The sequence below is a fragment of the Burkholderia sp. BCC0506 genome, assembly GCF_902833145.1.
Lineage (GTDB): Bacteria > Pseudomonadota > Gammaproteobacteria > Burkholderiales > Burkholderiaceae > Burkholderia.
Window position 1 is genome coordinate 220450 of record NZ_CADFEN010000012.1, and the last position, 25427, is coordinate 245876.

Sequence of the window (25427 nt, forward strand, 5' to 3'; positions counted from 1 at the left end):
TGTTACAGCCATAGCGAGAATCAATGGTCCGCCGCGGGCGCTTTTCGAGACAAGGTTTTGATTTATGTATAATGCGCCCCATTGCACGTGAATTTCACGCAATTCGCTGGTGTTTCGGCCCCGTTAAACGAGGCGTCCGATTCACCGTCAAGCATCGGCCGCCGGGGAGTCCGGCGGTGTATCCAGCACCGAACATTCGGTGCTCACGTCTTGTCCGGCCGGGTGCTGCGCGCCCGCCTGCGGCCCTGCTGCCGCGCCGCCGGATGAGGCCTGTGCCGCCGTTCCTGTGCGTTGGTCGTATCGACGCGCGCGAACGTGGAGCCATGTTCGATGGCGGCATGTGGGGTCTGGTCAGGCTGTTGGGGACAGGTTGCGCCAGACGTGAAAGCTAATCAGGACGGTTGCGGCCTAGACGAACGCCGCGCCCATGCTAGCCGCCTGCTCGTATCCGAGCGGGGCGTGCACGCATTTGCCGTCCGGGCCGCATGTCTGCGTTGTGAAGCAGCGTTGTATCGATGCGGCCCGAACCAGAAGGCGACACGTCGATGAATTTACGTTTTCCGAGCCGATTCGGAACCATTGCATTGTTTTTCGCGCTGACGGGCTGTGCGGTGCCATCCAGCCAGACCACCGGCAGCGTGAGCCAGAAGAAGGCGGTCGACAAGACCGTCGCCGCCGCGAAGGCGGACGACGACAAGCAGCCCCTCAATTTCGATTCCGCGCTGGCATCGATGCCGGCGGCCGACAGCAAGGACGCGAAGAAGTCGTCGCTGGCGGACGCCGAGCCGATCGACGGCAAGGATGTGTCCGAATTCCGCCAGACGGGCCGCGCATCGTGGTACGGGCGGGATTTCCACGGCCGCCGCACCGCGAACGGCGAGCGTTTCAACATGAACGCGTTCACCGCCGCGCACCGTACGCTGCCGCTGTCGTCGTACATCAAGGTGACGAACGCATCGACCGGCAAGTGGGTCGTCGTGAAGGTCAACGATCGCGGGCCGTTCAAGCGCGGCCGCGTGCTCGACCTGTCGTACGCCGCGGCCAAGGTGATCGGCCTCGTGCACGCCGGCACGGGCCGCGTGAAGATCGAAGGGCTGTCCCCGCAGGAAGCGCGCGAGGCGCGCGACGAAATGTTCGCGTCGATCTCGGCGAAGTAACGCGGCGGATCGTCCGCTCATGCACAAAGGGCTGCCTTCCGGCAGCCCTTTGTCGTTTCCGCGCGGCGGCGGCGCGCGTCAGCCGTCCGAGCCTTCCTTCAGCACGAGCGCACGCGCATACAGCGTGTTGCGCGATGCGCCCGTCAGCGCGGCCGCGACCTTGGCCGCGCTCTTCACCGGCACCTCTTCCAGCAGCAGCCTGAGCAGTGCGTCGTGCGCGGTGTCGTCGGCCTCGCCGCTCGCTGCCGGCGCGCCTTCGACGACCAGCACGAACTCGCCGCGCTGCCGGTTCGCGTCGCCCGCGAGCCAGCTCTGTCCTTCGGCCAGGGTGCCCTGGAACAACTGCTCGTGTAGCTTGGTGAGCTCGCGCGCGATCAGCAGCCGGCGCGCGGGGCCGAATGCCTCGGCGAGCGCGGCGACGGTGTCGGCGATCCGGTGCGGCGCTTCGTAGACCACCAGCGCATACGGGTGCGACACCAGCGCCTGCAGCGCGGTCGCGCGCTGTTTCGCCTTCGGCGGCAGGAAGCCCGCGAACGTGAACGCGCCGGCCCAGTCGCCGGCCACGCTCAGCGCGGTCACGGCCGCGCTCGCGCCGGGCAGCGGGACCACCGCGAAGCCGGCCGCGCGCACCGCGTCGACGAGCCGCGCGCCGGGGTCCGAGATGCCGGGCGTGCCGGCGTCCGACACGTAGGCCACGCGTTCGCCGCCGCGCAGCAGTTCGATCACGCGCTGCGCGGCTTCGCGTTCGTTGTGCTCGTGCACGGCGACGAGCGGCTTCGAGATCCCGTAGCGGGCGAGCAGCTGGCCCGTGTTGCGCGTGTCTTCGGCCGCGATGCGGTCGGCGAGGCCGAGCACGTGCAGCGCGCGCAGCGTGATGTCGGCCGTATTGCCGATCGGCGTGGCGACCACGTAGAGCGCGGCGTCCGGGTAGTGCTGCGTATGCGCGAGTTCGAGGAGGGCAGTCATGGCAGGCAATGCACGCAATCGCGGCACGAGCGGAGGAACAAGGACGGCATTGTGCCACGCGGCGCCGGCCCGGCCGGCCGGCGCGCGCGGCCGGCCGCAGTCGGGCGACAACTTTTCCGGCGCGGCGCGATCCAAACCGGTCGGCGCGGCGTTCGAGCAGCGCGCGCGGCAGTTTCTCGAGCGCCATGGCCTCGGGTTCGTCGCCGCGAACGTGACGATGCGCGGCGGCGAGCTCGATCTCGTGATGCGCGAGCCCGACGGCATGCTCGTGTTCGTCGAGGTGCGCGCGCGGCGCAATACCCGGCATGGCGGTGCGGCCGCGAGCGTCGGCTGGCGCAAGCGGCGGCGTCTGGTCGCGGCCGCGTTGCAGTTCTGGTCGCGGCATGGCGCCGGCGCCGCGTGCCGTTTCGACGTCGTCGCGTTCGAGGCTGGCCGGCTTGCGTGGCTGCGCGACGCATTTCGTACCGACGATGCGTAGTCGTGAGCTGTGACCAGATGTAAAGAGTTCTTGCCGGACCCCTGGAGAGGGTGCCGGAGTACGGTAAACTCGCCGCACCCACGATGTCGCGCGAGCGGTGCCACGCGCCCAGTTCACCAGGAATCGATGTCAGTCGAACGTATTCAGCAACAATTCCGCGACAGTGCCGCGCTTCACGCCGAAGCCGCCGACGCGCTGTCGCTGCCGATCGCAGCCGCGGTCGATGCGATGTTCGCCGCACTGGCGAACGGCAACAAGATCGTCGCGTGCGGCGACGGCCCGTCGGCCGCCGCCGCGCAATACCTCGCCGCGTCGCTCGTCGGCGGTTTCGAGCGCGAGCGTCCGGGCTTGCCCGCGATCGCGCTGGCCACCGACGCGTCGCAGGCCGGCCTCGCGGGCGCCGCGGCCCCCGAGCAGTTGTTCGCGCAGCAGGTGCGCGTGCTGGGCCAGACGGGCGACATCCTGCTGGTGCTCGACGCGGGTGGCGCATCGCCGCGCGTGCTCGCGGCGATCGACGAGGCGCACGAGCGCGAGATGACCGTCGTCGCATTGACGGGCGGCAACGACCACACGGTCGCGGCCGCGCTGTCCGACACCGATATTCCGATCAGCGTGCCCGCCGTTCGCGCGGCGCGCATCCATGAAGTCCATCTGCTGACCATCCACTGCCTGTGCGACGGCATCGACGCGATGCTGCTGGGTGAGGATTGAACGAAGGAGAGCCGTCGATGAATCAAAGCCGCGTCAAACAGACGCTCGTCAGAACCACGTTGCTCGCCGCGCTGACGGCGGGCCTCGCCGTGTCGCTGCAGGGCTGCGTGCTCGGGGTCGTGGGCGCAGCGGCCGGCGGCGGCGCGCTGATCGCGACCGATCGCCGCACGCTCGGCGCGCAGACGGAGGATCGCGAGATCCAGGTCAAGTCGCTCTCGCAGATCAACAACGGGCTGCCGGACCAGTCGCACGTAAACGTGACGGTGTTCAACCGCCGCGTGCTGCTGACGGGCGAAGTGCCGAACGACGCGTCGAAGCAGCGCGCCGAGGAGATCGTGCGCGGCATCAACAACGTGAACGGCATCGTCAACGAGCTGTCGGTCGAGCCGGCGTCGTCGCTGTCGTCGCGCGCGAACGACTCGTATCTCGAAGGGCGCGTGAAGTCGGAGCTGATCGCGACGAAGGGCATCTCGGCGAACTACTACAAGGTCGTCGCCGAGCGCGGCAATCTTTACCTGATGGGGCTCGTGACGGTGGACGAAGGCAATCGCGGCGCGGAGGCCGCGAGCCAGGTGCCGGGCGTCGAAAAGGTCGTGAAGGTGTTCCAGTACGTGAAGCCGCAGGACGCGCAGGCGCTGCAGGACGCGTCGCCCGCGAGCGGCGCCTCCGGCGCGCAGGCGGCTGCCGCACCGGCGGACAGCGCGACGGTCGGCGCGGTGCCTGACGCGTCGGTGCAGTCCACGCCGCTGCAGCCGCCCGCGCCGATCTCGAATTCGTCGAGCGTGCATCCGGGCAATCCGAAGGCGAAGGCGCAATGACGGGCAGGCAGATGACGCAGATGAAACGATGGATGGTGCAGGGCGCCGCCGCCATGGCGCTCGTGGCCGGCACGCTGGGCACCGCGCACGCGGACGTCGGCGACGGCCTGAAGGTCGCGCGCAGCAACGCGTGCATGGGCTGCCACGCGGCCGACCGCAAGCTCGTCGGGCCGTCGTTCAAGGATATCGCCGCGCGTTACAAGGCCGATCCGCAGGCCGTCGCGAAATTGTCGAAGAAGGTGAAGGACGGCGGCTCGGGCGTGTGGGGCGCGATTCCGATGCCCGCGCATCCGCGCATGAGCGACGGCGACGTCCGCTCGGTGGTCGAATGGGTGCTGGCCGGCGCGCCGTCGAAGTAACGCGTCGGGGTGACGCAACCCCTATTGCCAAGCGCGGAAATGCGTGTGTATGATGGTCGACTGTTGGGGCGGTAGCTCAGCTGGGAGAGCGTCGCGTTCGCAATGCGAAGGTCGGGAGTTCGATCCTCCTCCGCTCCACCAATAGAATTCCGGCATCCCGATGCCCTTCAGAAAACCCCGTCGAGCGTGGCTCCACGGGGTTTTTTGCATTTCGAGGCGTGATCCATCCGCCTTTCCACCTCGCCCCGATCATTTCCCCTTGCGCCTGCTCGTCTACGCGGCCGACGGCACGCTCTCACCCTCCAGAGAGCCTTCGGGTCAATCTCAAAATACAAACGTATACATTTGCATACGGACGGACTATGCTTGAGTCAATCGACTCGAAGAGGCTGGATGTCATGCAAACCGTATCGGTAAGAATCCCGGAGGACGATCTCGCGTGGCTGGTCGAGCTGCAACTGCCGGACGCCACGAGTCCGAGCGACAAGATTCGTGCACTGATCGCGGACGCGCGCCGCCGGATCAAGGGCGCGCACGACTTCGCTAGGTGCGCGGCGCTGTTCAGGGAGCAGGTACGGCCTGTCCTCGACGCGCTGGAAGCGTATGAGCACGAGACGCATCGCCATTCGGAACTCGTCGCGCTGCTTGCCGCGCAATTGCCCGACTTGATGGCGAGTCTCGTGACGGCGGCGCTCCCGGGCCAGGCGATTGCGGACGCCGCGAGCGAACTCGAAGCGCGCTTGACCGCAAAAAGCATGCGGATGTTGCTCGGTCTGTTACGCCTCGCCGTCACCGGCAATCCCCCCACGTATCATCGTGCCGTGCTCGATCCGTACGTGCGGGAAATCAAAGAGCTGGCGAACCTCGTTCAGCCGGCACAGGCGGCGAGCTGAGCCGCCTGCTCTCACCACAAGGAGCGACAAGTCGTGACGACAGAACATTTCGGTATCCGGGTAAAAAGGCTGTTGACCGCCAACGTCCATGCGCTGATCGGTTCTCTGGAAACCCGCATGCCCCAGGTGATTCTGGAGCAGTATCTGCGCGAGTTCGACGACGTGATCGGACAGGCGCGCGTGGGGCTCGGGCGGCACGAAGCCGCGCGCTACCAGGCAGCCAAGGCGATCGCCCGCATCAACAATGAAATCGAACGGCTGAACGACCTGCTGGGCACCGCGCTCGCGAGGAGCGATGACGCGGCGGTGCGTGCGGGCGCGGCGCGCCAGATCGAACTGGAAGATCAACTTGGCGTGCTCCAGCAGTCGCTTCACGAGGCGAGCGAGCGCGCGCAGGTCGCCGAGTCCGAACTGCTCGGCCTACGTGCCAAGCGGGGCGAGATGGAGGCGGGGCTTCGCGAGCTGATCGCGGCACGCGCGGCCGGCATCGGTACTCCCACTGGCGAGCGACAGCCGGACAACGGGGTGACGAGCGATCCGCGAGCAGAGCAACTCGAGCAGGGCTTCAATCGGACAATCGCCGGCGCGACCGGCGTGGCCGGGCTGGGGACCGCTGCATCGTCCGCCGATCCGTCGCTGCTGCATCGCCTCGAGGTCCTGCACAAGGAGCAGCGCATTGAAGAGCGTATCGCCCGCTTGAAGTCTCGCCCGGGCGGAATGACGGACGACGTGTCCTGATCGGCCGTCCGTGGACCTGAGAGCAAAACGACAATGACATCTTCACTGCTGCTGCCGGGCAATGCGCCGTTCATCGTCGCAATCGGCCTGATGGGCGCCATCGGTATCCTGGAATGCCTCGCGATGCTGTTGGGGCTGAGTCTCACCGAGCATGCGGGCAGCCTGCTCGTGCTGCATTTCGGTCTCGACCACGTGGATGGCGGCGCGGACGCCGGCATCGTCGGCCAGTTTCTCGGCTGGCTGCACGTCGGCCGCGTTCCGCTGCTGATTGTGATGATCCTCTTTCTCCTTGGATTTTCGGTCGCTGGATTCGCATTGCAAGCCGCGTTGCACGCGATGGTGGGCTTCATGATGCCGGCTGCGCTCGCCGCGGGATTGGCAGCGCTGGCGGCGCTGCCGTTCGTGCGGCACACCGGCAAGCTGGTCGCGCACATCCTTCCGCAGAGCGAAACCACCGCGCTGTCCGAAATCGAATTCGTCGGCCGCACCGCACGAATCGTGACGGGCGAAGCATCGGCGGGCAATCCCGCCGAAGCGCGGCTCGTCGACGAACACGGCCAGGCGCATTACGTCCGGGTCGAGCCCGACGACGCCGGGCAGTCGTTCCCGAAAGGCACGACGGTACTGCTCGTGTCGCGCATTTCGGGTTCGCACTATCACGCCATCGAAAACCCGCTGCCCGAACTGCTCTGAATTCCTCTTCGCCAACGGGCCGTCGCCATTCCGGACGTCGCGAGGGCGCATGTTGCTGTCACCATTCGTAATACAGGAGTCGAATAAACATCATGATGAATGCACTCTCATACTGGGGCGCTGTCGCATTGGCAGTGGTGGTGGGCCTTTGCGTGATCGGCCTGATCTTCGCGCGCCTTTACGTGCGCGCGTCCGCCGAGCGGGCTTTTGTCCGTACCGGCCTCGGCGGACAGAAGGTGATCATGAGCGGCGGCGCGGTGGTGCTGCCGGTCTTTCACGAGGTGATCCCGATCAACATGAATACGCTGAAGCTCGAAGTGAGCAGGGCGACACGTGACAGCCTCATCACGAAGGATCGGATGCGTGTCGACGTGGTCGTTGCGTTCTTCGTGCGGGTCAAGCCGACCGAGGAAGGCGTGTCGACCGCGGCGCAGACGCTCGGCCAGCGCACGCTCGCACCGGAAAATCTGCGCGCGCTCGTCGACGACAAGTTCGTCGATGCGCTGCGTTCGACCGCAGCGCAGATGACGATGCAGGACCTGCAGGACGCTCGCGAGAAGTTCGTGCAGGGCGTGCAGAACACCGTCGCGGAAGATCTGACGAAGAACGGTCTCGAACTGGAAAGCGTGTCGTTGACCAACTTCAACCAGACGTCCAAGGAGTACTTCGATCCGAACAACGCGTTCGATGCCGAGGGCCTCACGAAGCTTACGCAGGAAACCGAGCGCCGCCGCAAGGAGCGCAACGAAGTCGAGCAGGACACCGAAGTGGCCGTGCGCGAAAAAAATCGAGACGCGCTGTCCCGTAAGCTCGAAATCGACCAGCAAGAGGCGTTCATGAAGCTGGAGCAGGAGCAGCAGGTCAAGACGCGTACGGCCGAGCAGAACGCGCGCATCGCCGCATTCGAGGCCGAGCGTCACCAAGAGGCCGAGCAAAGCCGGATCGTCGCCGAGCGGCAGATACAGGAATCGGAAATCCAGCGGGAGCAGGCACTGCGCACGCGTAAGGTCGAGGCGGAGCGCGATGTGCGCGTGAAGGAAATCGAGCAGGCGCGGGTCACGCAGATGGCCGCTATCGAGCAGGCGAAAGTGACGGAGATCGCGCAGCAGGAGAAGGCCATCGTGATCGCCGAGAAATCCGAGGCGCAATCGCAGGCGCAGGCGCGAGCGAGCGCATCGCTCGCGGACGCCGTACGGGCGGAACAACTGGTCGAAACCACGCGACGCACCGCCGAGGCCGATCGAGCGAAGCAAGTCGCGCTGATCGAGGCCGCGCAGGAGGCCGAGACGCAGGCCGTTCACATCACGACGCAAGCGCGGGCCGAGCGCGACGCCGCGGAGATGCAGGCCGCCGCAATGGTCGAACTGGCTGAGGCAGCCCGCAAGAAAGGACTCGCGGAGGCGGAGGCGCAGCGCGCGCTCAACGACGCGATCAACGCGCTGTCCTCGGACCAGACCAGCCTCAAGTTCAAGCTGGCGTTGCTGCAGGCGCTGCCGGCCGTGATCCAGCAGACCGTCGAGCCGATGAAGTCGATCGACGGCATCAAGATCATTCAGGTCGACGGGCTGAATCGTGCCGGGAGCGCCGATGGCACGGCCACCGCTGTGACGAGCGGCAATCTGGCTGAACAGGCCATGTCGGCCGCGCTCTCCTATCGCGCGCACGCGCCCCTGATCGATTCGCTGCTCGGCGAGATCGGCCTGTCTGGCGGATCGCTGCAAGGATTGGTGCCGGATATCCGGCCAGATGCGCCGCCGGTAGCGAGCGTCGTCCAGATGGCAGTGCCGCCCGAATCCGGCAACGGCGTGGCGTAACCCACGATGCGGATGCTGCCGGGGTAGCCGGGTTGAGTGGCCTGGCCGTGCGGTTAGCGCACGGCGGCGGGCGGCCCCGTCACCCCCGCCCGAAACTCGGCCGCTTCGGATCGTACGTCCACCCCGGCACCAGATATCGCATCGCCACCGCATCGTCGCGCGCCGTACCGCCCACCGCGTTGTACAACGCATGCGCGGCCTCGACCTGCGCCCTATCCAGTTCGATCCCAAGCCCCGGCCGTTCCGGCACGGCCACCTTGCCGCCGACGATCGCGAGCGGTTCGCGCGTGAGTCGCGCATCGCCTTCCTGCCAGATCCAGTGCGTGTCGATCGCGGTGATCGTGCCGGGCGCGGCCGCCGCCGCATGCGTGAACATCGCGAGCGACACGTCGAAGTGGTTGTTCGAGTGAGAGCCCCACGTGAGTCCCCAGTCGCGGCACAGCTGCGCGAGCCGCACCGAGCCCTGCATCGTCCAGAAATGAGGATCGGCGAGCGGGATGTCGACCGCCTGCAGCCGCACCGCATGATCCATCTGCCGCCAGTCGGTCGCGATCATGTTGGTCGCGGTCGGGATCCCGGTCGCGCGGCGGAATTCGGCCATCACCTCGCGGCCCGAATAGCCGCCTTCCGGCCCGCACGGATCTTCCGCATACGCGAGCAGGTGGCCTTGCCCGCGGCACAGCGCGACGGCCTCGTCGAGCGACCACGCGCCGTTCGGGTCGAGCGTCGTGCGCGCGTCGGGAAAGCGCCCCTTGATCGCCGCGATCGCTTCCATCTCGTCCGCGCCGGCCATCACGCCGCCCTTGAGCTTGAAATCGGCGAAGCCGTAGCGCTCGACCGCGGCTTCGGCCTGCCGCGCGATCGCGGCCGGCGTCAGCGCCGCTTCGTTGCGCAGCCGGAACCACGCGTCGGACGCCTGCGCTTCGTCGCGGTATGGCAGATCGGTGCGGCGCCGGTCGCCGATATAGAACAGATACGCGAGCATCGGCACCGCGTCGCGCTGCTGGCCTTCGCCGAGCAGGGCCGCGACCGGCACGTCGAGGTGCTGGCCGAGCAGGTCGAGCAGCGCGGCTTCGATCGCGGTGATCACGTTGTCGAGCCGCAGGTTGATCTCGTGCGGCTGGCGCAGCACCGCCGCCTCGCCGGCCGACGTCACTTCGTGGCGGATCGTGCGGCCGGCACCGGCGCCCGCGCCGGACAACGCCGCGCGCACCGCGTTGAGCGTCGCCTGGTAGCGCCCGATCGGCTGGCCGACCACGCGATCCGTCATCCGTTCGAGCGCGTGGCGGATGCCTTCGCCGCCCGGCACTTCGCCGACGCCCGTATGCCCGCTGCTGTCGTCGAGGATCACGAGATTGCGCGTGAAGTACGGCGCGTGCGCGCCGCACAGGTTGAGCAGCATGCTGTCGCGGCCCGCGACGGGAATCACCTGCATGCGCGTGACGCGCGGCGTGCCGGCACGGCTGGGTTCGGACATCGGTTCGCTCCTGGTTCCGGTGGCGTGCGGGCCGCCCGTGGCGTCGGCGCGGCCCGCGCCGTTCATTGAAGCTCGACGCGGCGGATCTCGCCGACGACGAACAGGTAGCAGATCACGGCGACGAGCGCGTGCGCGACGACATAGACGAGCGCGCCGTTGAACGAGCCGCTGCGATCGACGATATAGCCGATCGCGATCGGCGTCGTGATGCTGGAAAGGTTGCCGCACGTGTTGAGCAGCGCGCCGCTCAGGCCGGAGATCTGGCGCGGCGCGGTGTCGGCGTTGACGGCCCAGCCGAGCGCGCCGAGCCCCTTGCCGAAGAACGACAGCGCCATGAACAGCACGACGAGCACGTGTGAATCGGTGTAGTTGCAGACGATCATCGACATCGACAGCAGCATGCCGATCACGATCGGCACCTTGCGCGCGACCGACAGCGACCGGCCCTGTCTGAGCAGCGCATCGGACACGACGCCGCCGAGAATCCCGCCGAGAAAGCCGCACACCGCCGGGATCGACGCGACGAGCCCCGCGTTGAGGATCGACATCCCGCGCGCCTGTACGAGATAGACGGGAAACCACGTGATGAAGAAGTAGGTGAGCGCGTTGATGCAGTACTGCGCGACGTACACGCCGACCAGCATCCGGTTTCGCAGCAGCGCCTTCACGTGGCGCATCGACGGGCCGCCCTGGCGCCCGCCCGCCGCCTGGTCGATGTTGACGAGCGCGCCGCCTTCGGCGAGGTAGTCGAGTTCGGCGCGGTTGATGGTCGGGTGGTCCTTCGGGTCGTACATCGTGCGGTTCCACACCAGCACGAACGCGAAGCCGAGCACACCCATCACCGCGAACACCGACTGCCAGCCGAACGCGTGCACGAGCCAGCCCATCAGCGGCGCGAACACGACGGTCGCCGCGTACTGCGCGGCGTTGAAGATCGCCGACGCGGTGCCGCGTTCGGGCGCCGGGAACCACGCGGACACGATCCGGCTGTTGGCCGGGAACGACGGCGCCTCGGCCGCGCCGACCAGGAAGCGCAGCCCGAACAGCAGCGCGAACGCGGCCGCGCCGCCGAAGAAGCCGATCCCGCCTTGCAGCAGCGTGAACAGCGACCAGAAGAAGATGCTGCATGCATAGACGATGCGCGATCCGTAGCGGTCGAGCAGCCAGCCGCCCGGCAGTTGCGCGATCACGTACGACCAGCCGAACGCGGAAAAGATGAAGCCCATCTGCACGTGGCTCAGGTGCAGCGCGCGGGCGAGGCTGGGCCCCGCGATCGCGATCGCCGCGCGATCTGCGTAGTTGATCGTCGTGACCGCGAACAGCACGGCCAGCACCAGCCAGCGCACGCGGGTGCGCCGGGCCGTTGCCGACGCGGACGCCGGCAGCGCGTGAAGCGGATTCATGACGTGTCTCCTCCGAAGGGCGGAAGGTGCCGTCGGGCGGCAGGCGCGTCGGTGCGCGCGTGATGTATTGGGATGCCGCCGGCGCGAGGCCGGGCACCGGACGCCGTGCAGACGGTGCGTCCGGGCCATTCTGTCACGTCGACATTTGCGCTTTCATGCCAATTGCTGACTTGATCGATTCAGCATTTGAATCGATCGGGACGAGGTGCGCGGTCACACGCGCGCGTCGTCCGCGCCGCTGCCGTGGTGTCGTGCCACATGCTGCGCGAGAAACTCGACGGCGGCGCGCACGCCGGGCAACTGGCCGCGCCGATGCGGCATCAGCAGCGTCGTCGTGACGGTGCCGGCGTGCCAGCCGGGCAGCACGCGCACGAGCGCACCGGACGCGAGCGCGGCGCCGGCGATCCAGTCGGGCAGGCACGCGAGGCCGAGGCCGGCCGTCGCCGCGTGGAGCAGCAGCGTCGATTCGTCGGCCTGCAGGCGCAGGCGCGGCGTCACGTCGACGGCGTCGCTGCCGCGCTGCAGCCGCCACGGCTGCGGGCCCGGGTGGAGCCCGTCGTGCTGCGCGAGTTCCGTCGGCGTGTCGGGCGTGCCGGCCCGCGCGAGATAGGCCGGCGCGGCCACGACGACCATCGGCGACGCCGCGAGCGGCCGTTGTACGAGCGCGGAATCGGGCAGCGGCGCGAAGTGGCTGCGCACCGCGATGTCGAAGCCTTCCTGCGCGATGTCGACGAGCCGGTCGCTCGCATGAACCTGCAGCAGCAGCTTCGGGTGCGCGATCGCGAGCGCCGGCAGGCACGGCGCGAGGATGTGCTGCGCGACCGGTACCGAGCTCGTGATCCGCACGACGCCGGCCGGCTCGGCGGCCTGCCGCAGCACCGCGTCGCGCGCGCTGTCGGCCTCGATCACGGCGGCGCGCGCATGCTCGAAGAATTCGGCGCCGACCGGCGTGAGCCGGAAGCTGCGCGACGTGCGGTGCACGAGCCGCGCGCCGAGCGTGCGCTCGAGCTCGGCCACGCGCTTGCTGACGGTCGATTTCGGCAGGTCGAGGCGGCGCGCGGCCGCCGACATGCTGCCGGCATCCACCGCCTGCACGAACAGGTAGAGATCGTTCAGATTCACTGTCAGCGTCCACATGGAGAAACGACGGGTTTCGATTTTAGCGGCTACTGCGCCATCGTTCGCCATGGGAGCATGACCGCTCGTTCAACTTCCGCGGAATTCACCGATGTCCCCGATCCTTCTCTACGGTATTCCCGCCGGCTGCTCGTTCGGCTCGATCGTCGCGCTCGAATGGACCGGCCGCCCGTACCGGTTGTCGCGCATCACGATGCCGGGCGCCGTGACGAGCGATGCGTTCCTCGCGCTGAACCCCGTCGCCGAGACGCCGGCGTTCGTCACCGCGACCGGCGACGTGCTGACCGAAAGCATCGCGATCCTCGGCCATATCGGCGCGCAGGCGCTCGACAGCGGCCTCGCGTTCCGCCAGGGCAGCACGGATTTCGACCGGCTGAACCGGATGCTGGCGTGGCTGAACACGACGTTCTTCAACGCGTTCGGCGCGCTCTGGTACGTGTACGAACACGACACCGAAGGCGCCGAGAAAGCGGTGCTGCAGGCGTACGGTCGCGGCAAGGTGCTGAAGGCGCATCGGCAGCTCGAAACGCTGCTCGAGCGCGGCGAAGGCCCGTGGCTCTTGGGCGCGCGGCGCACGCTGGCCGACGCGTACTTCACGGGAATCGCACGCTGGGCCGACTATCACGCGGTGTTCGAGCGCGACGCGTTCCCGCGCGTCGCCGCGCTGCGCGCGCGGCTCGCCGACGATGCCGGCGTGCAGTTCGCGCACGCGATCGAGGAGAACCTGCCGCTGCCGGCGTCGTCGGCATTCGAAGGGCATGTGTCGCTCGACGACGCGCTGGCGAGCGCGCGCGGCATCGCGGCGCCGGCGCGCGCGGTCTGATCGGCCATGCCGGTCGCCTGTCAGGAAGATCCACGCTCGATATTTATACCCGGATAATATTGACATTCAATTAATACCCGGATAAAAATAGCGTCGTTCCGATTCCAGCCTGCGGGCGACCACGATGACTTCTTCCACGCTTCTCCCTTCGTACACGGCCTTCGACGGCCACCGGCGGCTCGCGTCGGGCCCGCTCGCGACGGTTGCGCTCGCGGTCCGGCAGGCGGCCGGCGATGCGATGCCCGGTTCGATCCTGATCTTCGACGACGCGACGGGCCGCTCGATCGACCTCGACCTGCGCGGCACGGCGGACGACATTCGCGCGCGCTATGCGCGGCCGTCGGCCGACGCGTCCGGTAGCGCCGGCGAGCCGGCAGGCGAGGGCGCGGGCGCGGGAGAACCGCGCGGCCGCGGCCGGCCGAAGCTCGGCGTGGTGTCGCGCGAGGTCACGCTGCTGCCGCGTCACTGGGAATGGCTCGGCGCGCAGCCGGGCGGCGCGTCGGTGGCGCTGCGCAAGCTCGTCGAGGACGCGCGGCGCACGCATGCGGCGGCCGACCGGCACCGCGACGCGCAGGCCCGCGCGTACCACTTCATGTCGGCGATGGCGGGCGATCTGCCCGGTTTCGAGGAAGCCGCGCGGGCGCTGTATGCGAACGATCCGGCGCGGCTGGCCGAGCTGATCGCCGGTTGGCCCGACGACGTGCGCGACCATGCGCTCGCCCTGGCGCGCGGCGAGCTGCCGCCGGCCGCCGCGGACTGCTGACGGAGCGCCGACGCGATGACCGTATTCGACCTGAACCGCGGCGCGCTCGCGCCGGTCGCCGACGAAGTCGACCTCGTCGAGCTGCGCGTGACGGGCGCCATTCCGCGCGAACTCGACGGCACGTTGCTGCGCAACGGCCCGAACCCGCCGGGCGGCCGCTTCGCTGGCAACGACATGCTGTCGTGGTGGCCGGAGGCCGCGATGCTGCATGCGATCGCGTTCGCCGACGGCCGCGCGGCCGGCTACCGGAACCGCTGGGCGCGCACGCAGCGCTGGGCCGCCGTGCACGCGCCGGGGCAGGCGCCCCATCTGCCCGACACCAATCCGAACGTGAACGTGTTGCAGCATGCGGGCGAATTGCTCGCGCTGGCCGAGGGCGGCACGCCGCTCGCGATCACCGCCGCGCTCGACACGCTCGGCTTGCCGGCGCGCCACGCGGGCTTCGACGGCGGGATGACCGCGCATCCGAAGGTCGATCCGGTGACCGGCGAGCTGATCCTGTTCCGTGCGGACTGGCGCGCGCCGTGGCTGCGCTACGGCGTGATCGACGCGACGGGTGTGAAGCGTGTCGACGTCGAGATCGAGCTGAGCGCGCCGTCGATGATGCACGACTTGGCGATCACCGAAACCCGCAGCCTGCTGCTCGACCTGAACGTCGGCTACGACTTCTCGCTGCTGAAGCAGGGCCACCGGATGCCGCTGCGCTGGCACGACGAGCGGCCGGCGCGCCTCGGCGTGATCCCGCGCCACGGCGGAGACGTACGCTGGTTCGGCATCGAGCCGTGTTTCATCCAGCACGTCGTGAACGCGTACGACTGCGACGCGTCGTGCATCGTGCTCGACGCCGTGCGCTATCCGTCGTTCCTGCGGCTCGATGCGCGCACGGGCCGCTTCGCCGACAACCCGGTCGGCGAGCTGTGGCGCTACGTGATCGATACCGCGAACGGATTGATCGACGAAGGGCCGCTCGCCGACGGCGGCCTCGAGTTGCCGCGCATCAACGAAAGCCGCACCGGGCGCCGGTACCGCTATCTGTATGCGGTCGAGCAGCCGAACAACGCGGAAATGCGCGGCGTGATGCGCTTCGATCACGCGCGCGGCACGACGATGCATTACGCGGTGCCGGCCGGCGACCAGAACGGCGAGCCGGTGTTCGTGCCACGCCCGGGCGGCACCGACGAGGACGACGGCTGGCTGCTGGTGATGGTCTACCGCGCGGCGACGGATACGAGCGACGTCGTGATCCTCGATGCGCGCGCGATCGACGCCGAGCCGGTGGCGACCGTCCACCTGCCGCGCCGCGTGCCGGCCGGGTTCCACGGCGCGTGGGTGCCGCGCGAGCGTTGAACGTGAGCGGCGGCGCGCGTCACTGCGCGCGCAGCGCGTCGACGATCTTCAGCCGCGCGGCGCGCATCGCGGGCAGGAAGCCGCCGACGAGCCCCATCACGAGCGAGAACAGCAGCGTCTTCACGACGATCGCGGGCGTCAGCACGAAGCGGAACGACAGGTCCGAGAAGGTCTGGAAGTTGGTCGTCGAAAACGACGCGAACTGCATCAGCGACGCGCACGCGAGCCCCGCGACGCCGCCGACGAAGCCGAGCAGCAGCGCCTCGAGCAGGAACGCGGCGAGCACGCTGGTGCGCTTGAAGCCGAGCGCGCGCAGCGTACCGATCTCGGCCACGCGGTTCGCGACCGACGCATACATCGTGATCATCGCGCCGATCATCGCGGCGATCGAGAAGATCGTCGACAGCGTGATGCCGAGGATGTTGATGAACGTCGACAGCGCCTTCGACTGGTCGCCGTAGAAGGTCTGCTCGCGCTTCGCCTCGTCGGTCAGGCGCGGGTCGACGTCGATGTCGGCCTTGAAGCGCGCGAAGCCGTCGGCGCTCGGGATGCGCAGCACCATCGACGAATAGCTGGTGCGCCGGAACGACTGCATCAGCTGATCGACGTCGCCCCAGATCTCCGAGTCGAAGCCGCTGCCGCCCGCGTCGAAGATGCCGACGACGGTCCAGTCGCGCTGCGCGAAATGGAGGCGGTCGCCGAGCTGCGTGCCGCTGAAGCCTTTCGCGATCGCGCTGCCGACGACGATCTCCGACGAGCCCGGTGCGAACGGTCGGCCGGCCGCGAGCGTCACGTGCGGGCGCAGCGCGAGGCCGGCCGGCGACACGCCGCGGATCACGACGTTCGACGGCTTGCCGCTCGACGTCTTCACGAGCGAGATCAGCACGACGGCTTCCTTCGACACGAGCGGCCGGCCGTCGGGGCCGAGCGCGACGGCCGGGTGCATTTCGAGCGCGTTGGCCTGCTGATGATCGATCGAACTCTGGATCTCGGTCTCGGCGCCCTTGCGGATCACCACCGCGTTGTCGGGTTCGCCGGTCGACACGAGCGTTTTCGTGAGCCCCGCATCGAGCATCTGCACCGTCGCGAACACGAAGATCACGAGCGCCATGCCGCCCGCGGTCAACGCGGTGGTGAGGCGCCGGGTCCACAGGTTGCGCGCGATGTAGGTGAGGGGAATGGCCATGCGCGTCGCTATCCGATCGCCCGCAGGCCTTCGACGACGCGCACGCGCGCCGCCTGCCACGCCGGCACGAGCGCGGCCGCGAGGCCGACCGCGATCGAGCACGCGGCCTGCAGCGCGACCGTCTCGGTCGATACCCTGAACACCGGGAAGATGCCGCCGGCCGCCTGCTTGAACAGGCTCGCGGCGGGCGGCGTCGCGAGCATCCCGAGCCCGCCGCCGGCCACCGAGATCAGCACCGATTCGCCGAACACGATCAGCGCGAGGAACCCCGGGCCGAAACCGAGCGCCTTCAGCGTCGCGTATTCGGCCGTGCGCTCGCGCGCGCTCATCGCCATCGCGTTGGCCATCACGGCCATGATGATCAGGATCACCACGTACGACACCAGCCGGATCGCGGCGATGATCTGGTTCGACATCGCGACGAAGCCGAGCTGGAACGCCTGCTCGGTCTCGGTCAGCGTTTCGGCGAGCGAGTTCCTGAACACGGCATCGACGTGGCGCGCGATCGACGCGCCGTCGTCGGGGTTCGCGACACCGAGCACGAACACGCCGACCTGGTCGGCCTGCTTCGGCGTGCGCTTGCGCACCGTCTCGTTCAGGTAATCCCAGTGGAACACCAGCTGGCGCGTGATCGTCGAATCGTCGCGGCCGTCGAGAATGCCGCGCACGACGAAATCCCACGTGCCCGGATAGATCGTGCCCTTCAGCGGGATCACGTCGCCGACCTTGAAACCGAACTGCGTCGCGAGCTGGCGGCCGACGAGGCAGCCGCGGCGGTCGCGGTCGTAGTCGGCGCGCTGCTGCGCCGGCAGGATGAATTCCGGGTACAGGTCGAGGTAGTTCTCCGACACCGCGAAGCTCGCGAAGAAGTTCTTCGGGTCGCGATAGATGCCGCCGAACCAGTTCGAGCGGACCACGGCCGTCACGCCGTCGACGCCGCGGATCCGGTTCTCGTAGCTCACCGGCAGCGGAAACACGAGCGAGATCGCGTTGCGCGTGACGAGCCGGCCGCTGGAGGCCGCCGCCGCGCCCGCGTACCACGCGTCGACCACCGTATGCAGCAGCCCGAACGCGAGCACCGCGATGGTCAGCCCGAGCACGGTCAGCAGCGTGCGCAGCCGGTGCCGCAGCGCGTTGCGCGCGATCAGCTTCAGCACGTACATGGCGCGCGCTCCCGTTGCCGGTCAGCCGGCGTGCCCATCGATCAGCTCCCCTTTTTCCAGATGGACGACCGAGCGCGCGGCGCCGGCCGCGTGCGCGTCGTGCGTCACCATGATGATCGTCTTGCCGAGCTCGGCGTTCATCCGCTGCAGCATCGCGAGCACGTCGGTGGCGGATGCGCGGTCGAGGTCGCCGGTCGGCTCGTCGGCGACGATCAGCACCGGATCGGTGATCAGCGCGCGCGCGATCGCGACGCGCTGCTGCTGGCCGCCCGACAGCTCGGACGGGTAATGGCTCGTGCGATCGCCGAGATTCACCATGTCGAGCACGAGCTCGACGCGCTCGTGCCGCTCGCGGCGCGACAGCTGCGTGAGCATCAGCGGCAGCTCGACGTTCTCGAACGCGGTGAGCACCGGCATCAGGTTGTAGAACTGGAAGATGAAGCCGACGTTCGCCGCGCGCCATTCGGCCAGCTGCGCCTCGGCGAGCTGCGAGATGTCGAGGCCGCCGACGCGCAGCTCGCCGCTGTCGGGCCGGTCGATGCCGGCCACGAGGTTCAGCAGCGTGCTCTTGCCGGAGCCCGACGGCCCCATCAGCGCGACGAAGTCGCCTTCGCCGATGTCGAGCGTGATGTCGGTCAGCACGGGCACGACCTGGTTGCCGCGCCGGTACGACTTCGCGACGTGGCTGAGCTCGACGAGGGGCGGCGGGGCGTCGTTCACGCGCGCTACTTCTTCGCGACGGTCACTTTCGCGCCGTCCTTCAGCTTCGCGCCCGGCGCGAGCACGACCGTGTCGCCGGGCTTCACGCCGCGCACCGCGACGAGCTCGCCGATCCGCGTGCCCTTCGTCACGGCCACCGCATGCACGGCGTCGTCCTTCACGACGAACACGACCGGCCGGCCGTCGCGTTCGACCACCGCGCTCGCCTGCACGGCCGTCACCGGCTGCCGGTCCTGCGGCGATGCGGGTTTCGACAGGAACGCGATCTTCGCGCTCATGTCGGGCAGCACGCGCTCGTCGCGATCGACGAAGCGCACCTTCACGAGCACGGTGGCCTTCGAGCGATCGACGGTCGGCACGATGCGCGATACGCGGCCCGCGAAGCGCATGTCGGGCAGCGCGTCGAGCTGGATCTCGCACGGCTGCTCGGCACGGATCTTCGCGATGTTCGATTCGGCGACGTCGGCCTCGACCTCGAGCGTGTCCATGTCGGCGATCGTCACGACCGCACCCTTGCTGTCCGATGCGGACGAGAACGGCGTGATGTTGTCGCCGACGTTCGCGTGCTTCGCGAGCACGATGCCGTCGAACGGCGCGCGGATCACCGTCTGGTCGACCGCCACCTGCGCGGCCTGCGCGTTCGCTTCGGCCGACGCGATCGCGGCCTGGTCGCTGGCGAGCGTGGCGCGCGCCTTGTTCACGCGGGCCGTGTCGGTGTCGAGCTGTGCGGCCGGCACGGCGCCGCGCGGCGCGAGCGCGGCCGTGCGGCGCAGCGCGATTTCCGCGTCCTTCAGCTCGGCCTGGGCGACGCCGAGGTTCGCGCGGGAGACCTGCACCTGCGCGCGCGCCTGACCGAGCGACGCCCGCACGTCGCTGCTTTCGAGCCGCGCGATGATCTCGTCCTGCTTCACGCGCGTGCCTTCGAGCACGCCGAGCCATTCGACGCGCCCCTGGCCCTTCGACGCGACCGCGGCCTTGCGCTGCGGCACGACGTAGCCGGTCGCATTGAGCTGCGTGTCGTTCTGGTACGGGTAGGCGGAGGTGACGGACGTGGTGTCGACGCTCGGCCGGCCGGTGAGCGCGAGGCCGGCGACGATCGCGACGACGACGAGCGCGGCGGCGACCGCATAGCGTGCCCACCGGCGCCGGCGCGGCACCGGTGCGATCGGACGCCGGTCGATTTTCAGTTTGTCCAGATTGTGATCGGGCAATTTGAGCGCCTCGAGACGGCGGCGGTCGTGTGACGGCCGCGATCCGGTTTCCGGGGAAAGGGACGGATGGACGCCAGTATAAGCGTCGTCCCGACGGCGCGCGAGCCGGTTTGCGGCGCCGCGCGGCGACGGCCTGCGTCGCCTGCCGGCGCGGTCTGACGCGCCCGCCCCCGGGGAAACCCGAGGCCGTAGGCAACGTGTCAACTGGCCGCGAACGCGGTGCGTTATGGAACCAGTGCGTCAGGTTTTGTCGCGGCGGAACGGCGAAAGCCGGCCTCGCGGCCTGGGGCTCCGGTGCGAATGCCTCGCATCTTTGATTACCGGTACGTTTGATTTTTTCTCCGCTAAAGGAAGAACAATGAAGAAGACGCTCGCTTCGATCATCGCCGCGGCATTCGCGCTCGCATCGGTTTCGGCATTCGCACAGGCGTCCGCGCCGGCAGCCGACACGTCGGCCGCCGCGCCGGCACCGGCCAAGAAGGATCACAGCAAGCCGAAGCACCAGCTGAAGCACCACGGTTCGAAGAAGGGCCAGGCGAAGGCTGCTGCCGCATCGGCCGCCGGCACGAACGACGCAGGCACGCAGAACTAAGCGGTTCGCCGCCACGGCCGGCATTGCCGGTCATCGGTCGGCCCACCCCGCATGCTCCGGCATGCGGGGTTTTGTTTTTTTCAGGCGCCGGGTTCGCCCGGTTCGTCGCGCCGCGCGCGCGGCGGCGCGCGCATCGCGTCGACCACAGCGCGCATGCGCCGCCAGTGAGAGCCCTCCCAGAACACGCGCCGGCACACGTCGCACGCCGCGAAGCGCCGGTGCCGCTGCCGGACGCCGGCCGGTACGCGCGGCGCGGCGGCTGCCGCATCGAGCGGATGCAGCGGCGCGTTGCAGCGCAGGCACAGCCGGAACGGCCGCATGTGCGGCGCGAGATCGAGCCGCTCGAACAGTTCGCGCAACTGGTCGGCCGGCTGCAGCGCATGGAGGTAGCAGCCGCGCGCGACCGCACGCCGCTTGAGCAGCTCGCGGTCGCGGGTCAGCACGATCCGGTTCTCCCGCTCGGCCAGCGCCGCGAGTTCGTCGTCGCGGTAGTGGTTGTCGTAGCAGGTGTCGAAGCCGGCGAGGCGCAGCAGTTGCGCGAGGCCGCCCAGGTGCGCGTCGGCGACGAAGCGCCACGGTGCCGGCGGCCGGCCGGTGGCGCCGTTGACCGCCGGCCGTGCGCGCTCGGGAAAGACTTCGACGCGGTCGCCGTCGTCGAGCGGCCGGTCGGGCGCGGCCGGCGCGCCGTTCACGTACAGCCGGCCGATTTCGGTGTGCGGGACGCCGAGCGCCTCGATCGCATGCTTGAGCGTCGCGTCGCGGGCGCACGCGTGCGCGAACGCCCGGTCGCGCTGCGTGCGCGCGAGAAAGGCGTTCAGTTCGCCGTGAAAGCGGAAGGTCGCGGTCGCCATCCGTGCAGTATCGCACCGCGCCCGGGCGGCGGCAGGCGCTGCAGAGCGCCGGCATCTGTGTTTAACTCGCGGCTTCACGGAGCGAAGGAGCGGGAAATGGATCTCGGGTTTATCGGGCTGGGCGAAATGGGGCAGGCGATCGCGACGAACCTGCTGAAGGCGGGCCACACGGTGCGGGTCTGGAACCGGTCGCGCGAGCGGGCCGAACCGCTCGCGGCCTTCGGCGCGCAGGTCGTCGACACGCCGGCCGACGCGTTTCGCGGCGACGTCGTGTTCTCGATGCTCGGCGACGATGCCGCCGCGCGCGCGGTGTTCGACGATGCGCTGCTGGCCCAGGCGCCGCGCGGGCTGATCCACGTGAACATGGCGACGGTGTCGGTCGCGCTCGCCGAATCGCTCGCGCACGCGCATGCGTCGCGCGGCATCGACTACGTCGCCGCGCCGGTGATGGGGCGGCCGGACGTCGCGGCCGCCGCGCGCCTGACGATCATGGCGGGCGGCCCGGCCGAGGCGATCGACCGCGTGCAGCCGCTGTTCGACGCGATCGGCCAGAAGACCTGGCGGTTCGGCTCGCTGCCGCAGCACGCGAACGTCGCGAAGATCGCCGCGAACTTCACGCTCGCGTCGGCGATCGAGACGCTCGGCGAAGCGTCCGCGCTGCTCGGCGCGCACGGCGTCGCGATGCGCGATTTCCTCGACGTGATCACGAGCAGCGTGTTTCCGGGGCCCGTCTACGAAGGCTACGGCGCGATGATCGCCGAGCGCCGCTACGAGCCCGCGCGCTTCAAGGCGCGGCTCGGGCTGAAGGACGTCCGGCTCGCGCTGGAGGCCGGCGACGCGACGTCGGTGCCGCTGCCGGTGGCGAGCGTCGTGCGCGACAGCCTGCTCGACGCGCTCGCGCACGGCGGCGGCGACCAGGATTTCGCGGTGCTCGGCGAGGCCGCGCTGCGCCGCGCCGGCCGCTGACACGCGACAGAAGCGCCGTGCGCACGGCATAATCGGCAGTTCGTTTTCCCTTCATTCCTTACATATCGGGCAGAGGCAGTCATGAACTTGCATACGTGGTGGCTTTTCGTGGCGACGGTGTTCGTCGTGTCGGCGATTCCGGGCCCGAACATGCTGCTCGTGATGACGCACGGCGCACGGCATGGGCTGCGGCGCTCGTCCGCGACGATGGCCGGCTGCCTGAGCGCGCTGGTGCTGATGCTCGCGGTCTCCGCGGCAGGGCTCGGCGCGGTGCTCGAGGCATGGCCGGCGATGTTCAACGCGTTGCGTTTCGCGGGTGCGGCCTACCTGATCTATCTCGGCGTGAAGGCGTGGCGCGCACGCGTGGACGACGCGCCGGCCGCCGACGTGGATGCCGTGACGCACGGGGCAGCGGCGTCGCGCATGGTGCTGTTCCGCAATGGCTTCCTGGTCGCCGGCAGCAACCCGAAGGCGATCCTGTTCGCGGCCGCGCTGCTGCCGCAGTTCATCAACGCGGCCGAGCCGACGCTGCCGCAGTTCGGCATTCTCGTCGTCACGTTCGCGGCAATCGAGGTGAGCTGGTATCTCGTCTACGCGTCGTTCGGCACGCGCATCGGCGCCACGCTGAAGAGCCAGAGCGTCGCGAAGGTGTTCAACCGGCTGACGGGCGGGCTGTTCGTCGGCTTCGGCGCGATGATGGCGCTGGTTCGTCACTGATTCCCGGCCGGCGCCGGCGTACCGAACGCCCCGTCCCTCGCGAGAGGGCGGGGCGTTCGGTTTTCTGACGGCGCTTCACCGCTGCCCGTTCACCGCTGCCCGTTCACGCATGCGGCCGGTCCAGCGCCGCCGCGCCGGCTTCGCGTCCGGCCGCCAGCCCGAACGCGGCCGCCGCGCCGGCGAACGCGAACCCGACACCGCACACCGCGCTCCAGCCGCCCCATGCCCATGCGCTGCCTGCGAGCGCCGCACCCAGCGCGCCGCCGACGAAGAACAGCCCGACGAACAGCCCGTTCAGGCGTCCGCGCGCGGCCGGATTCAGCAGGTTGATCGCGCGGCGGCCGATCGTCTGGTCGACGATCACGCCTGCGTCGAGCAGCGCCGCGCCGCCGGCCAGCAGCGCGAGCGCGACGCCGCGATGCGCATGCGTATCGAAGCCGAACCAGCCGGCGCCGGCGACGCCGAGCACGACGAGCGCCGCGAGCATCGTGCCGTGCGCGAGCCGCTGCGCGGTCGGGCCGTGGCCGCGGTCGCCCGCGCGGCCGGCGAGCGGCGTGACGATCGCGCCGCTCGCGCCGGCGAATGCGAACAGCGCGATCCCGTGCAGGTCGAGCGCGAACGGCGGCTGTGCGAGCCGCAGCCCGACGGCGGTCCAGAACGCGCTGAACGCCGCCATCGCGAGCGCGGCCGACAGCGCATGCCGGCGCAGCACCGGCTCGTCGGCGAGCAGGCGTCCCATCGACGCGAGCAACGCGCGATAGCCGGCCGTGATCGACGGCGTGCGCGCCGGCAGGCGCAGCGCGAGCACGACGGCGATCGCCGCGTTCGCGAGCGCGGCAAGCAGATAGAACGCGCGCCAGCCGGCCGAGCCCGCGATCAGGCTCGCGAGCGGCCGCGACAGCAGGATCCCGAGCATCAGCCCGCTCATCACGTTGCCGACCGCGCGGCCGCGCTCGGCTTCGGGCGCCATCGACGCGGCCATCGGCACGAGCATCTGGATCACGCTCGACGCGGCGCCGGCCGTGAGCGTCGCGAGCAGGAACACGACGCCCGATTGCGTGAAGGCGGGCGGCGCGAGCGCCGCCGCGCAGACGGCGAGCGTCGCGACGATCAGGCGGCGGTTCTCGAGCAGGTCGACGAGCGGCACGAGCAACGCGAGTCCGGCCGCGTAGCCGAGCTGGGGCAGCATCGCGACGAGGCCGGCGAGGCCGGGCGGCAGGTGCAGATCCGCGCTGATCGGGCCGGTCAGCGGTTGCGCGGCGAACAGGTCCATCACGATCACGCCGACCGTCGCGGCGAAGAACAGCGTCATGCCGGTGCTCAGCACGGGCGGCGCGGCGACGGACGGGGAAACGGGGGCGGAGCAACGGTTGGCAGGGCAGTTCATTGCAAACCAAGGGGGAAGTCGAAGGAACTCCCATCCTAGGCGCCCGATGTTTATGCGACAATTGAAATATGTCTAACATGATTATGCGAGTTTGTTTTGAATACGCGTGATCTCCAGGCGTTCGTCGCGGTCGTCGACAGCGGATCGATGGTCGCCGCGGCCGCGAAGCTCCACCTGACGCAGCCGGGCCTGACGCGGCGTGTGCAGAACCTCGAAACGCTGCTCGGCGTGCCGCTGCTCGAACGTCAGAGCAAGCCGCTGAAGCCGACCGCGGCGGGGCGCGACGTCTATGCGCTCGCGCGCAACGTGCTCGGCGCGGTCGACGAACTGATGGCGGCCGGCGCGCCGGACAGCGAGCCGTCCGGCGAGTTGCGCATCGGCGTGCCGCCGTTCCTGTCCGAGCTCGCGCTGGAGCGGCCGATCGACCGGCTGCGCGACGCGTTTCCGCGCCTCACGCTGCGCGTGACGGCCGGCTGGTCCCCCGCGCTGGTGCAGGGTATCGAGCGCGGTGCGCTCGACGTCGCGACCGTGATGGTGCCGGCGAGCGCGGCGCTGCCCGACGCGTTGACGGCGACGCTGCTCGCCACGCAGCCGACGGTGCTCGTCGCCGCGCGCGATTTCCCGCTGCCGGACGGCCCGCTGTCGCTCGATACGCTGTCGGGTTTTCCGTGGGTGCTGAGCCAGGACGGCTGCGGGATGCGTTCGGCGCTGAGCCGCGCGCTCGGCGCGGCCGGGCTGCCGTTCGACGTCGCGGTCGAGGCCTTCGGCTCGGAGCTGCAGTTGTCGCTCGTCGCGCGCGGCGCCGGGATCGGGATCGCCGCGCCGAACGCGCTCGCGCGCAGCGCGCATCGCGATGCGCTGAGGGTGGTGGAGACGGCGGGGCTGGAAACGCGGATCAACGTGTGGATCGTGCACGGCACGTTGCCGGGCCGGCTGATGCGGCCGGTCGCGCTGCTGCGCGACGCGCTGGGCGAGGTGCTCGAACGCGAGAATGGAAAGGGGTCAGGCGCCGTGACGCCGAACTAGAGGCGGCGTTCGAGGGAAAATCCTTATTTTC

Annotated in this window: 26 protein-coding genes and 1 tRNA gene; 17 read left to right on the forward strand and 10 right to left on the reverse strand. The window is 69.3% G+C overall.

Annotated elements, in window-relative coordinates; genetic code table 11:
• Positions 1-545 precede the first annotated feature (545 nt).
• On the forward strand, positions 546-1157 hold the full coding sequence (locus tag HWX62_RS26010; protein WP_175930876.1) for a septal ring lytic transglycosylase RlpA family protein: 612 nt from the start codon (positions 546-548) through the stop codon (positions 1155-1157).
• A gap of 78 nt (positions 1158-1235) precedes the next feature.
• Here the strand turns inward: HWX62_RS26010 and rsmI are convergent, their stop codons facing one another.
• Positions 1236-2123 (reverse strand): 16S rRNA (cytidine(1402)-2'-O)-methyltransferase, encoded by an 888-nt coding sequence (gene rsmI / locus HWX62_RS26015; RefSeq protein WP_175930875.1) that lies wholly within the window; start codon positions 2121-2123, stop codon positions 1236-1238.
• A 49-nt stretch (positions 2124-2172) separates the two neighbouring features.
• Here rsmI and HWX62_RS26020 point away from each other — a divergent pair, with 49 nt between their 5' ends.
• From HWX62_RS26020 to HWX62_RS26060, 9 genes are all read left to right on the forward strand, one after another.
• Complete coding sequence (locus HWX62_RS26020) at positions 2173-2601, forward strand: YraN family protein (RefSeq protein WP_175931031.1); 429 nt, start codon at positions 2173-2175, stop codon at positions 2599-2601.
• Positions 2602-2727: 126 nt separating this feature from the next.
• Positions 2728-3312 (forward strand): SIS domain-containing protein, encoded by a 585-nt coding sequence (locus HWX62_RS26025; protein ID WP_175930874.1) that lies wholly within the window; start codon positions 2728-2730, stop codon positions 3310-3312.
• Positions 3313-3329: 17 nt separating this feature from the next.
• Positions 3330-4130: a BON domain-containing protein gene (locus HWX62_RS26030; protein ID WP_175930873.1), complete on the forward strand. Its 801-nt coding sequence runs from the start codon at positions 3330-3332 to the stop codon at positions 4128-4130.
• Positions 4127-4489 (forward strand): c-type cytochrome, encoded by a 363-nt coding sequence (locus tag HWX62_RS26035; protein ID WP_175930872.1) that lies wholly within the window; start codon positions 4127-4129, stop codon positions 4487-4489. The genes HWX62_RS26030 and HWX62_RS26035 overlap by 4 nt, the downstream gene beginning before the upstream one ends.
• A gap of 65 nt (positions 4490-4554) precedes the next feature.
• A tRNA-Ala gene (locus tag HWX62_RS26040) sits at positions 4555-4630 on the forward strand.
• 221 nt (positions 4631-4851) lie between these two features.
• Complete coding sequence (locus HWX62_RS26045) at positions 4852-5382, forward strand: hypothetical protein (protein ID WP_175985258.1); 531 nt, start codon at positions 4852-4854, stop codon at positions 5380-5382.
• Positions 5383-5415: 33 nt separating this feature from the next.
• Positions 5416-6120, forward strand: coding sequence for a PspA/IM30 family protein (locus tag HWX62_RS26050; RefSeq protein WP_175933039.1), 705 nt, complete (start codon positions 5416-5418; stop codon positions 6118-6120).
• Between the two features lie 33 nt (positions 6121-6153).
• Positions 6154-6813, forward strand: coding sequence for a YqiJ family protein (locus HWX62_RS26055; RefSeq protein ID WP_175933041.1), 660 nt, complete (start codon positions 6154-6156; stop codon positions 6811-6813).
• A 182-nt stretch (positions 6814-6995) separates the two neighbouring features.
• Complete coding sequence (locus tag HWX62_RS26060) at positions 6996-8627, forward strand: flotillin family protein (RefSeq protein WP_244136098.1); 1632 nt, start codon at positions 6996-6998, stop codon at positions 8625-8627.
• 79 nt (positions 8628-8706) lie between these two features.
• Here the strand turns inward: HWX62_RS26060 and HWX62_RS26065 are convergent, their stop codons facing one another.
• The 3 genes from HWX62_RS26065 to HWX62_RS26075 form a co-directional block, all read right to left on the reverse strand.
• Complete coding sequence (locus HWX62_RS26065) at positions 8707-10104, reverse strand: enolase C-terminal domain-like protein (protein WP_175933043.1); 1398 nt, start codon at positions 10102-10104, stop codon at positions 8707-8709.
• 62 nt (positions 10105-10166) lie between these two features.
• Positions 10167-11507, reverse strand: coding sequence for an MFS transporter (locus tag HWX62_RS26070; protein ID WP_175933045.1), 1341 nt, complete (start codon positions 11505-11507; stop codon positions 10167-10169).
• A 213-nt stretch (positions 11508-11720) separates the two neighbouring features.
• Positions 11721-12695 (reverse strand): LysR substrate-binding domain-containing protein, encoded by a 975-nt coding sequence (locus HWX62_RS26075; protein ID WP_175933047.1) that lies wholly within the window; start codon positions 12693-12695, stop codon positions 11721-11723.
• 40 nt (positions 12696-12735) lie between these two features.
• Here HWX62_RS26075 and HWX62_RS26080 point away from each other — a divergent pair, with 40 nt between their 5' ends.
• The 3 genes from HWX62_RS26080 to HWX62_RS26090 all read left to right on the forward strand — a co-directional run bounded on the left by HWX62_RS26080 (position 12736) and on the right by HWX62_RS26090 (position 15577).
• Complete coding sequence (locus tag HWX62_RS26080; protein WP_175933049.1) at positions 12736-13467, forward strand: glutathione S-transferase; 732 nt, start codon at positions 12736-12738, stop codon at positions 13465-13467.
• A gap of 124 nt (positions 13468-13591) precedes the next feature.
• Positions 13592-14230, forward strand: a complete 639-nt coding sequence (locus tag HWX62_RS26085) for a DUF2239 family protein (RefSeq protein WP_175933051.1) — start codon at positions 13592-13594, stop codon at positions 14228-14230.
• Positions 14231-14245: 15 nt separating this feature from the next.
• Positions 14246-15577: a carotenoid oxygenase family protein gene (locus tag HWX62_RS26090; protein ID WP_175933053.1), complete on the forward strand. Its 1332-nt coding sequence runs from the start codon at positions 14246-14248 to the stop codon at positions 15575-15577.
• 19 nt (positions 15578-15596) lie between these two features.
• Here the strand turns inward: HWX62_RS26090 and HWX62_RS26095 are convergent, their stop codons facing one another.
• From HWX62_RS26095 to HWX62_RS26110, 4 genes are read right to left on the reverse strand one after another with little or no spacing between them, the layout of a single operon-like run.
• Positions 15597-16763, reverse strand: a complete 1167-nt coding sequence (locus tag HWX62_RS26095; protein ID WP_175933055.1) for an ABC transporter permease — start codon at positions 16761-16763, stop codon at positions 15597-15599.
• A gap of 8 nt (positions 16764-16771) precedes the next feature.
• A complete protein-coding gene (locus tag HWX62_RS26100; RefSeq protein WP_175933057.1) occupies positions 16772-17926 on the reverse strand; it encodes an ABC transporter permease in 1155 nt (384 codons plus the stop codon).
• A 21-nt stretch (positions 17927-17947) separates the two neighbouring features.
• Positions 17948-18646, reverse strand: coding sequence for an ABC transporter ATP-binding protein (locus HWX62_RS26105; protein ID WP_175933058.1), 699 nt, complete (start codon positions 18644-18646; stop codon positions 17948-17950).
• 5 nt (positions 18647-18651) lie between these two features.
• A complete protein-coding gene (locus HWX62_RS26110; RefSeq protein ID WP_175933060.1) occupies positions 18652-19857 on the reverse strand; it encodes an efflux RND transporter periplasmic adaptor subunit in 1206 nt (401 codons plus the stop codon).
• Between the two features lie 358 nt (positions 19858-20215).
• On the opposite strand from HWX62_RS26110, the gene HWX62_RS26115 reads away from it, so the two are divergent.
• A complete protein-coding gene (locus tag HWX62_RS26115; RefSeq protein WP_006494172.1) occupies positions 20216-20449 on the forward strand; it encodes a hypothetical protein in 234 nt (77 codons plus the stop codon).
• Between the two features lie 80 nt (positions 20450-20529).
• On the opposite strand, the gene HWX62_RS26120 is transcribed toward HWX62_RS26115, so the two are convergent.
• A complete protein-coding gene (locus tag HWX62_RS26120) occupies positions 20530-21300 on the reverse strand; it encodes a Mut7-C RNAse domain-containing protein (RefSeq protein ID WP_175933062.1) in 771 nt (256 codons plus the stop codon).
• On the opposite strand from HWX62_RS26120, the gene HWX62_RS26125 reads away from it, so the two are divergent.
• Together HWX62_RS26125 and HWX62_RS26130 are read left to right on the forward strand one after the other, a co-directional pair.
• Complete coding sequence (locus HWX62_RS26125) at positions 21190-22266, forward strand: NAD(P)-dependent oxidoreductase (protein ID WP_279610478.1); 1077 nt, start codon at positions 21190-21192, stop codon at positions 22264-22266. The genes HWX62_RS26120 and HWX62_RS26125 overlap by 111 nt on opposite strands.
• 81 nt (positions 22267-22347) lie before the next feature.
• Complete coding sequence (locus tag HWX62_RS26130; RefSeq protein WP_175933066.1) at positions 22348-22983, forward strand: LysE family translocator; 636 nt, start codon at positions 22348-22350, stop codon at positions 22981-22983.
• Between the two features lie 103 nt (positions 22984-23086).
• Here HWX62_RS26130 and HWX62_RS26135 read toward each other — a convergent pair whose 3' ends face one another.
• The gene (locus HWX62_RS26135; RefSeq protein WP_175933068.1) at positions 23087-24370 is read right to left on the reverse strand and encodes an MFS transporter; all 1284 of its coding nucleotides are present in this window, start codon (positions 24368-24370) and stop codon (positions 23087-23089) included.
• 96 nt (positions 24371-24466) lie between these two features.
• Between HWX62_RS26135 and HWX62_RS26140 the strand changes: the two genes are divergently transcribed.
• Positions 24467-25396, forward strand: a complete 930-nt coding sequence (locus HWX62_RS26140; protein ID WP_175933070.1) for a LysR family transcriptional regulator — start codon at positions 24467-24469, stop codon at positions 25394-25396.
• Positions 25397-25427: the final 31 nt, after the last annotated feature.

What these genes read in the sequence shown, in the direction of transcription:
- HWX62_RS26055 (WP_175933041.1), top strand. Translation starts at nt 6,154, where the DNA reads ATGACATCTTCACTGCTGCTGCCGGGCAATGCGCCGTTCATCGTCGCA.
- HWX62_RS26010 (WP_175930876.1), top strand. Translation starts at nt 546, where the DNA reads ATGAATTTACGTTTTCCGAGCCGATTCGGAACCATTGCATTGTTTTTC.
- HWX62_RS26045 (WP_175985258.1), top strand. Translation starts at nt 4,852, where the DNA reads ATGCTTGAGTCAATCGACTCGAAGAGGCTGGATGTCATGCAAACCGTA.
- HWX62_RS26120 (WP_175933062.1), bottom strand. Translation starts at nt 21,300, where the DNA reads ATGGCGACCGCGACCTTCCGCTTTCACGGCGAACTGAACGCCTTTCTC.
- HWX62_RS26135 (WP_175933068.1), bottom strand. Translation starts at nt 24,370, where the DNA reads ATGAACTGCCCTGCCAACCGTTGCTCCGCCCCCGTTTCCCCGTCCGTC.
- HWX62_RS26115 (WP_006494172.1), top strand. Translation starts at nt 20,216, where the DNA reads ATGAAGAAGACGCTCGCTTCGATCATCGCCGCGGCATTCGCGCTCGCA.
- HWX62_RS26125 (WP_279610478.1), top strand. Translation starts at nt 21,190, where the DNA reads ATGCTTGAGCGTCGCGTCGCGGGCGCACGCGTGCGCGAACGCCCGGTC.
- HWX62_RS26095 (WP_175933055.1), bottom strand. Translation starts at nt 16,763, where the DNA reads ATGGCCATTCCCCTCACCTACATCGCGCGCAACCTGTGGACCCGGCGC.
- rsmI (WP_175930875.1), bottom strand. Translation starts at nt 2,123, where the DNA reads ATGACTGCCCTCCTCGAACTCGCGCATACGCAGCACTACCCGGACGCC.
- HWX62_RS26090 (WP_175933053.1), top strand. Translation starts at nt 14,246, where the DNA reads ATGACCGTATTCGACCTGAACCGCGGCGCGCTCGCGCCGGTCGCCGAC.
- HWX62_RS26035 (WP_175930872.1), top strand. Translation starts at nt 4,127, where the DNA reads ATGACGGGCAGGCAGATGACGCAGATGAAACGATGGATGGTGCAGGGC.
- HWX62_RS26130 (WP_175933066.1), top strand. Translation starts at nt 22,348, where the DNA reads ATGAACTTGCATACGTGGTGGCTTTTCGTGGCGACGGTGTTCGTCGTG.
- HWX62_RS26065 (WP_175933043.1), bottom strand. Translation starts at nt 10,104, where the DNA reads ATGTCCGAACCCAGCCGTGCCGGCACGCCGCGCGTCACGCGCATGCAG.
- HWX62_RS26025 (WP_175930874.1), top strand. Translation starts at nt 2,728, where the DNA reads ATGTCAGTCGAACGTATTCAGCAACAATTCCGCGACAGTGCCGCGCTT.
- HWX62_RS26070 (WP_175933045.1), bottom strand. Translation starts at nt 11,507, where the DNA reads ATGAATCCGCTTCACGCGCTGCCGGCGTCCGCGTCGGCAACGGCCCGG.
- HWX62_RS26075 (WP_175933047.1), bottom strand. Translation starts at nt 12,695, where the DNA reads ATGGCGAACGATGGCGCAGTAGCCGCTAAAATCGAAACCCGTCGTTTC.
- HWX62_RS26085 (WP_175933051.1), top strand. Translation starts at nt 13,592, where the DNA reads ATGACTTCTTCCACGCTTCTCCCTTCGTACACGGCCTTCGACGGCCAC.
- HWX62_RS26100 (WP_175933057.1), bottom strand. Translation starts at nt 17,926, where the DNA reads ATGTACGTGCTGAAGCTGATCGCGCGCAACGCGCTGCGGCACCGGCTG.
- HWX62_RS26030 (WP_175930873.1), top strand. Translation starts at nt 3,330, where the DNA reads ATGAATCAAAGCCGCGTCAAACAGACGCTCGTCAGAACCACGTTGCTC.
- HWX62_RS26080 (WP_175933049.1), top strand. Translation starts at nt 12,736, where the DNA reads ATGTCCCCGATCCTTCTCTACGGTATTCCCGCCGGCTGCTCGTTCGGC.